Annotated in this window: 5 protein-coding genes; 2 read left to right on the forward strand and 3 right to left on the reverse strand. The window is 64.8% G+C overall.

Features of this window, described 5'->3' with window-relative positions; translation table 11 throughout:
• Nucleotides 1-7: 7 nt before the first annotated feature.
• The 3 genes from purL to purS are packed head-to-tail and all read right to left on the reverse strand — an operon-like array spanning nucleotide 8 to nucleotide 3337.
• Complete coding sequence (gene purL, locus PSET11_RS02410) at nucleotides 8-2317, reverse strand: phosphoribosylformylglycinamidine synthase subunit PurL (protein WP_124090374.1); 2310 nt, start codon at nucleotides 2315-2317, stop codon at nucleotides 8-10.
• Nucleotides 2314-3084, reverse strand: a complete 771-nt coding sequence (gene purQ / locus PSET11_RS02415) for a phosphoribosylformylglycinamidine synthase subunit PurQ (protein WP_124090377.1) — start codon at nucleotides 3082-3084, stop codon at nucleotides 2314-2316. Before purQ ends, purL begins: the two co-directional genes overlap by 4 nt.
• A 1-nt stretch (nucleotide 3085) precedes the next feature.
• Nucleotides 3086-3337 (reverse strand): phosphoribosylformylglycinamidine synthase subunit PurS, encoded by a 252-nt coding sequence (gene purS / locus PSET11_RS02420; RefSeq protein WP_124090379.1) that lies wholly within the window; start codon nucleotides 3335-3337, stop codon nucleotides 3086-3088.
• A gap of 256 nt (nucleotides 3338-3593) precedes the next feature.
• On the opposite strand from purS, the gene PSET11_RS02425 reads away from it, so the two are divergent.
• A complete protein-coding gene (locus PSET11_RS02425; protein WP_124090381.1) occupies nucleotides 3594-3776 on the forward strand; it encodes a hypothetical protein in 183 nt (60 codons plus the stop codon).
• 227 nt (nucleotides 3777-4003) lie between these two features.
• Nucleotides 4004-7198: a S8 family serine peptidase gene (locus PSET11_RS02430; RefSeq protein WP_238988984.1), complete on the forward strand. Its 3195-nt coding sequence runs from the start codon at nucleotides 4004-4006 to the stop codon at nucleotides 7196-7198.
• The last annotated feature ends 182 nt before the right edge of the window (nucleotides 7199-7380 follow it).

The raw sequence follows: 7380 nt of genomic DNA on the forward strand, positions 1-7380 counted from the left end.
TGAAGACTTAGCCGAAGTACTTCGGCAGGGTCCCTTCGTGGGCCTCGCGGAGGGCGTCCAGGGGCATCTCGTCCACGCCGTTGATGGCGAGGGTGCCGCTGTCAGCGTCCACCACACCAATCCGGGTGTGCGCGAAGCCGCGGGCGGTGCACATGTCCGTGAAGCGGACTTCCTCCGAGCGGGGGACGCCCACCACGGCGCGGCCCTGCGTCTCGGCGAAGAGGGCAGTGAACAAGTCCACGCCGTCGCGATCCAGGACGTCCTGCAGGGCGATGCGTGCACCCACGCCGTAGCGCAGGGACGATTCCACCAAGGCAGCCGCGAGGCCACCTTCGGAGAGATCGTGCGCGGAATCCACCATGCCATCGCGGGAGGCGTTGATCAGGATCTCGCCCAGGGCGCGTTCGACGTCGAGGTCCACCTTGGGCGGCAGGCCGCCCAGGTGCCCACGCAGGTTGGCCCATTCGGAGCCGTCCAGTTCGGCAGCTGTGGTGCCCAGGAGGTAGATGGCCTGGCCATCTTCCCGCCAGCCCGACGGCGTGCGGCGGGCAACGTCGTCGAGCTTGCCCAGGACCGCCACCACGGGGGAGGGGTGGATGGGCGTGGTGCCCGTCTGGTTGTACAGCGAGACGTTGCCGCCGGTGACCGGGATACCCAGCACCATGCAGGCGTCCGACAGGCCACGGATGGCTTCCGCGAGCTGCCACATGACGTCCGGATCCTCGGGGGAGCCGAAGTTCAGGCAGTCGCTGACAGCCATGGGGACGGCGCCGGAGGTGGCAACGTTCCGGTAGGCCTCGGCCAGGGCCAGCTGCGCGCCGTGGTACGGATCGAGGTAGGTGTAGCGGCCGTTGGCGTCGGTGGCCAGGGCAACACCCAGGCCGGATTCCTCGTCAACGCGGACCACGCCGGCATCGTCAGGGAACGCCATGGCGGTGTTGCCGCCCACGTAACGGTCGTACTGGTTGGTGATCCAGGCCTTCGAGCACATGTTGGGTGACGCCACCAGTTCGGTGACGGCTGCCGCGAGTTGGCTGGCGGATTCCGGCCGGCCGGCGTCCTGCACGGATCCGGTGAAGGAATCGGCCTGCAGTGCATCCTGCCACTCAGGCCGGGCAAACGGGCGGTCGTAGACCGGGCCGTCGTGCGCCACGGTGCGGGGATCGACGTCGACAATGACCTCGCCCTCCCAGGTGATGATGAGGCGGCCGCTGTCTGTCACCTCGCCCAGCCACGCGTACTCCACAGCCCACTTGTCCATGACGGCCTCGAAAGCAGCAACGTTCTCGGGCGTGACCACTGCCATCATGCGCTCCTGCGACTCCGACATCAGGATTTCGCCCGGTGTCAGGGTGGGATCGCGCAACAGGACAGAGGTCAGCTCAACGGCCATCCCGCCGTCGCCGTTCGATGCCAACTCGGACGTGGCGCAGGAGATACCTGCCGCGCCAAGGTCTTGGATACCGTCCACGAGCGAGCCCTTGAACAGCTCGAGGCAGCACTCAATGAGGACCTTCTCGGCGAACGGATCGCCCACCTGCACGGCGGGACGCTTCGACGGTTTGGTGTCGTCGAAGGATTCGGAGGCCAGCACCGAGGCGCCGCCAATGCCGTCGCCACCGGTACGCGCACCGAACAGGACCACCTTGTTGCCCTTGCCCGAGGCATTGGCGAGGCGGATGTCTTCGTGCCGCATGACGCCCACGGCCAGCGCGTTCACCAGCGGATTGCCCTGGTACACGGAGTCGAACACCATTTCGCCGCCAATGTTGGGCAGGCCCAGCGAGTTGCCGTAGCCACCAATGCCAGCCACGGCGCCGTGCATGACGCGGGCGGTGTCCGGGTGGTCAATGGCGCCGAAACGCAGCGGATCCATCACGGCCACCGGGCGGGCGCCCATGGAGATGATGTCGCGGACAATGCCGCCAATGCCGGTTGCGGCCCCCTGGTAGGGCTCCACGAACGACGGCGAATTGTGCGATTCGATCTTGAAGGTCACGGCCCAGCCGTCCCCCAGGTTGGTCACGCCGGCGTTTTCGCCGATGCCCACCAACATGTCCTTCTTCATCTCCGGAGTCACCTTCTCGCCAAACTGGCGCAGGTGGTTCTTGGATGACTTGTAGGAGCAGTGCTCGCTCCACATGACCGAGTACATGGCCAGTTCCGCGCCGGTGGGGCGGCGGCCCAGGACCTTGACGATCTCGTCGAATTCGTTCTGCTTCAAGCCGAGCTCGGCCCAGGGCAGGTCGGTGTCCGGGGTCTTGGCAGCGTTCTCGACGGTGTCGATGTTGAACTTCTTGGTGGTTTCGGTGCTCACTTGTCGCCTCCCACAATCTTGGTCAAAACGGAGGTGAAGAAGCCCAAGCCGTCGGTTTCGGAGCCGTTGCCGTCCGCAGCCTCGGGACCGAATCCGGTTTCCACTGCGTGCTCCGGGTGTGGCATGAGGCCCACCACGTTGCCGGCGGCGTTGGAGATGCCGGCAATGTCGCGCCGGGAACCGTTCGGGTTGAAGCCCACGTAGCGGAACACCACGCGGCCCTCAGCTTCCAGGGCATCAAGGGTTGCTTCGTCGGCGATGTACTGGCCGTCCTGGTTCTTCAACGGCACAGTGATTTCCTGGCCGTCGGTGTAATCCAGGGTCCAGGCGGTGTTGCTGTTTTCGACGCGCAGCACCTGGTCGCGGCACAGGAACTTGAGGTGATCGTTCTTGATCATCGAGCCCGGCAGCAAGTGCGACTCGGTGAGGATCTGGAAGCCGTTGCAGATGCCCAACACGGGCAGCTTGGCGTCGCTGTTGGCGGCGTCGATGATCTTGGACATCAGCGGCGCGAACCGTGCGATGGCGCCGGCGCGGAGGTAATCACCGTAGGAGAATCCGCCGGGGATGACGACGGCGTCCACGTTGCCTAGGCTGGTGTCGGCGTGCCAGAGCGGCACCGCCGTGCCACCTGCCATCCGCACCGCACGGGCGGCGTCGCGGTCGTCAAGGGTGCCGGGGAAGGTGACGACGCCGATCCGGGCGCCCGCAAGGCGAGGCAGCGCCGCGACGGCGATCGCTTCGCCGATCAGGGGAAGTTCAGTCATCTCAGGCCTCGACGACCTCGACGTTGACAACGTCCTCGATCACCGGGTTGGAGAGGACCGTTTCGGCCGCCTCGCGTGCCTGGGCCAGGATCTCCTCGGTCACCTCACCGTCAACGGTGAGCTCGAAGCGCTTGCCCTGGCGGACCGCGCTGAAGCTGGTGAAGCCCAACCGGGGGAGGGCGCCAACGATGGCCTTCCCCTGCGGGTCAAGAATCTCGGGTTTGGGCATGACGTCAACAACGATCCGGGGCATCCGGCAACTCCTGTGCGTGAGCTTGGGTAAGGGCGCAGCGGAGTGGTGCCGTCTTACGCCGTACCAGGGGTGCCGGGGCACTTTGTGTGATCTTCGTGGACGGGCGCTCCGCGAGCTTGCTCCCCCATTCTACCGGGCGGGCGCCCGCGTAGGGCATTGTGCGCGTTCGAGTGACGGGGCTCATGCGGACGCGGCCGGGGCGAGCTCCCCGCAGCAAGGTCTGGAGTTGGCCGTAACGCCAAATTAGGATGGGGGAATGGCCGAAACCCCGAAGTCCCTGCTCCTGCCCGTGATGGCGTTGGCCGTGTTTGCCGGCCTGGGGCGGCTGGTCTTCCAGCGGGTCAAGGCTGACCGCTTTGCGCGGGACAACAACACTGCCGGGCCGGTGGATGAAGCCACCCGCCAACAGATCAGTGCGCGGGTCCGTACACCCAACTAAGCCGGATGGTGGGCGCACCAGACTAGGCCACTTTGCTGTGTAAACGCTGTGTTAATTCACGTGACAAGCTATGAATCATTCATTCAACCTATGTCATATTCAGCTCTCAGTCTGTAGTGTGAGGACGGTTGGCCCCGGTCTGCAAGCCAGAAGCTGCGCATCATCTGGGCCCTCGTCGTCTGCCCGGCACCGCCGGGTGCGTTCCTTAGGAAAGGTTCAGACCCCCAGTGAAATCAGCAGGTAAAAACTTCTTCAGCAGAGCCGGGGTGCGGAGGGCAGCGGCGCTTTCCATCGGCATCCCCCTACTCCTCACCTCCGTAGCCACCCTGCCGGCGGTGGCTGCCCCCGCAGCCGGCCAGGCTCCCGTGGTGCAACCCAAGACCGTGAATCCCGAGGACTATCAGGCCGGCAAGTACATCGTTGTGCTGACCGAGAAGCCGGCAGCCACGTACGACGGCGGCACTGACGGTCTCCAGGCCACCAAACCAGAGGCAGGCAAAAAGCTCGACGCCGATCGCCCCGAGGTGCAGCGGTACCAGGAACACCTGGAAACCAAGCAGCAGAAAGTGGCACAGGACGAAAGCGTCCAGATCAAGCGCACCTTCACCACCGCGATCAACGGCTTCTCCGCAGACCTCACCGCGGACCAGGCAGTCAACCTGGCCAAGGACCCCAAGGTCCTGATGGTGGCGCCGGACACGGAAAACGCCCCTGATTACTCCACCACCGATTTCCTCCAGCTCCCCGGCGCGAAGGGCATCTGGAAGTCCACGTTCGGCGGGGTCAAGAATGCCGGCAAGGGCGTTGTGGTGGGTGTGATCGACTCCGGTTACACGCCGTCCAGCCCGTTCTTTGCCGGCGACGAGGTCAAGCCACTCCGCGGCGAGGCCAAGGTTGGCGTCCCATACCGTGACACGGATGGCAACATCGCCATGCTGAAGTCCGATGGCGGCTTGTTCAAGGGCGTCTGCCAGAAGGGTGAGGAGTCCGGGGCTGCGTTCGATGGCAGCGCCTGCAACTCCAAGGTCCTTGGTGCCCGCTACTTCGCTGACGGCTTCAAGTCACAGGTTCCGCCGGAAGACCGCGCACCCGAGGAGCTCCTCTCTCCGGTTGACGTGGGCAGCCACGGCACCCACACGGCCAGCACCGCCGCCGGCAACTCCGATGTCCGCGCCAACCTGGGCAACCGCGACATGGGTGTCACAAGTGGCGTAGCCCCGGCCGCGAAACTTTCCATCTACAAGGTCTGCTGGGAAGACAATGATCCCGCTACCGGCGGCTGCTACAGCTCCGCGTCAGTAGCTGCCATCAACGCCGCCATCGAGGACGGTGTAGACGTGCTGAACTACTCGATCTCGGGCAGCACCTCCACCACCACCGACCCTGTCTCGCTGGCCTTCCTCTCCGCTACCTCGGCTGGCATCTTCGTGGCAGCATCAGCCGGTAACTCCGGCCCCACGGCAAGCACCGTCAACCACGGCGCCCCCTGGCTCACCACGGTGGCCGCAAGCTCCTGGTCCACCGAACTGCAGGGCACCGTCGAGTTCACTGACGGAACCAAGTTCCGCGGTGCGAGCCTGATGGCAAACAACGTTCCGGCCAGCCCCGTGGTGCTCGCCACCACCGCTGCCGCAGCAGGTGCCGCCAACCCGCAACTCTGCGGTCCCAACACCTTGGATCCGGCGAAGGTAGCCGGCAAGATCGTGGTCTGTGATCGTGGCGTGGTGGATCGCGTCGCCAAGAGTACCGAAGTCAAGCGGGCCGGTGGCGTCGGCATGATCCTGGTCAACGTCACCTCCTCCTCCGAGGATGTGGACCAGCACGCCGTTCCTACCGTGCACGTAAACCCGCCCGCAACCCAGCAGATCAAGGACAAGCTGGCGGCCAACCCCAACATCACGGCTGCCTTGGTCAACAAGGACACCACCGGGCTGCCGCAGGCACCCCAGCCACAGATTGCCGGCTTCTCCTCGCGAGGACCGCTGCTGGCTACCGGGTCTGATCTGCTCAAGCCCGACGTTGCCGCTCCCGGCGTAGCAGTGCTGGCCGGCGTCTCACCCATCGCCGAAGGCGGAGCACTCTTCGGCATGCTCTCCGGTACGTCCATGGCGTCCCCGCATGTTGCCGGGTTCGCCGCACTGGTCCTGGGCAAGAACCCCAACTGGTCACCGGCCACCATCAAGTCCGCCATGATGACCACTGCCACTCCGCTCAAGAACGAGGATGGCAGCACGAACACGGACGTCTTCGCCACCGGCGCGGGCCAGGTAGCGGTAGACAAGGTGCTTGATCCGGGCCTGGTCTACGATGCCAACGACATGGACTACCTGAACTTCGTTGAAGGGTCCGGGCTGGCTACGGGCATTCCGGGAGTGCGCAGCGTTGCTCCGCGGGACATGAACGTGGCCTCCTTTGGCCTCGGCGCCCTGACCGGCAAGACCGAAGTTACCCGCACGGTGACGGCGTTGACCCCGGGCCTGTACCGCGCCCAGGCCAACGTTCCAGGCCTGAAGGTCACCGTGACGCCGTCCATCCTGAACTTCAGCTCGGCTGGCGAGAAGCGGACCTTCAAGGTCAAGTTTGAAAACGCCTCAGCCGCTACCGGTAAGTTCGCGATGGGCTCGGTGGTCTGGCAGGGTGCCGGCAAGACTGTCGCCTCACCGGTGGCCGTCCGCCCGCAGTCGGTCGTAGCACCGGCAGACGCTGCCTTCAGCTCCATTGGTGGCACGGGCAAGGGCAAGATCCCTGTGGTATCCGGGACGGACGCACCCATCAGCATGACGGTGGACGGGCTGTCCAAGGCCGATTCGACCGCCGTCGAACTGGTTCCCGGTCAGCTGGCCTTGACCAACAACGCCAGCAACGCCATGAAGGAGGTCACGGTGCCCGCAGGGGCGCAGTTGGCCAAGCTGTCGGTGTTCTCTTCCGACCCGAACGCGGACTTTGACCTCCTGGTCTTCGGCCCTAATGGTGAGCAGTTCGCTTCCCAGACGGCCTCTGCCAGCGAGTCGGTGTCCTTGACCAACCCCAAGCCGGGCGTCTACACCATGTTCGCCAACCTGTATGGCAGCCCGAACAACCAGGCAACCAAAGCCTCACTGGATGCCGCAGTACTGGGCGCCAGTGTTGGTAACGCGACCGTGAGCCCCAACCCGCTCCGGCTGGCCAACGGCAAATCCGGTGAAGTGACGCTCCAGTGGAAGGGCCTGGAACCGGGCTCCTACATTGGCCGGGTGAACTACTCCGGCGGCGCCGATCCGACGTTTGTCTCGGTAGTGGTCACCCCGGCTGTTGCCGTGGCCGTGCCGGATGACGAGCAGACCGACCCCGGCAAGAAGGACAAGAAGGACAAGGTCAAGAAGGAAAAGAAGAAGCACGAAGTGCCTGAGGACGGCAGCAGCCCCAACCTCCAGCAGCAGTAGGTACCAGCAGCAAAGAACGGCAGTGGCCGGCGGATCTCAATCCTCCGGCCACTGCCGTTCTTTGCTTAAAGTGTGGCGGGAGCCTAGCTGTACTCGGCCAGGACGTTGGTTACATCGTAAAAGGGTGAAGACCTCTTAGGTTGGTGGTTACCACACACACCGAACGACTAAGAGGTCTTCAT

Source organism: Arthrobacter ulcerisalmonis, assembly GCF_900609065.1.
In the GTDB taxonomy this organism is placed as follows: domain Bacteria; phylum Actinomycetota; class Actinomycetes; order Actinomycetales; family Micrococcaceae; genus Arthrobacter; species Arthrobacter ulcerisalmonis.

Excerpts from the sequence above, each read along its gene's own strand:
- PSET11_RS02425 (WP_124090381.1), top strand. The coding sequence starts at position 3,594 with ATGGCCGAAACCCCGAAGTCCCTGCTCCTGCCCGTGATGGCGTTGGCC.
- purS (WP_124090379.1), bottom strand. The coding sequence starts at position 3,337 with ATGCCCCGGATCGTTGTTGACGTCATGCCCAAACCCGAGATTCTTGAC.
- purQ (WP_124090377.1), bottom strand. The coding sequence starts at position 3,084 with ATGACTGAACTTCCCCTGATCGGCGAAGCGATCGCCGTCGCGGCGCTG.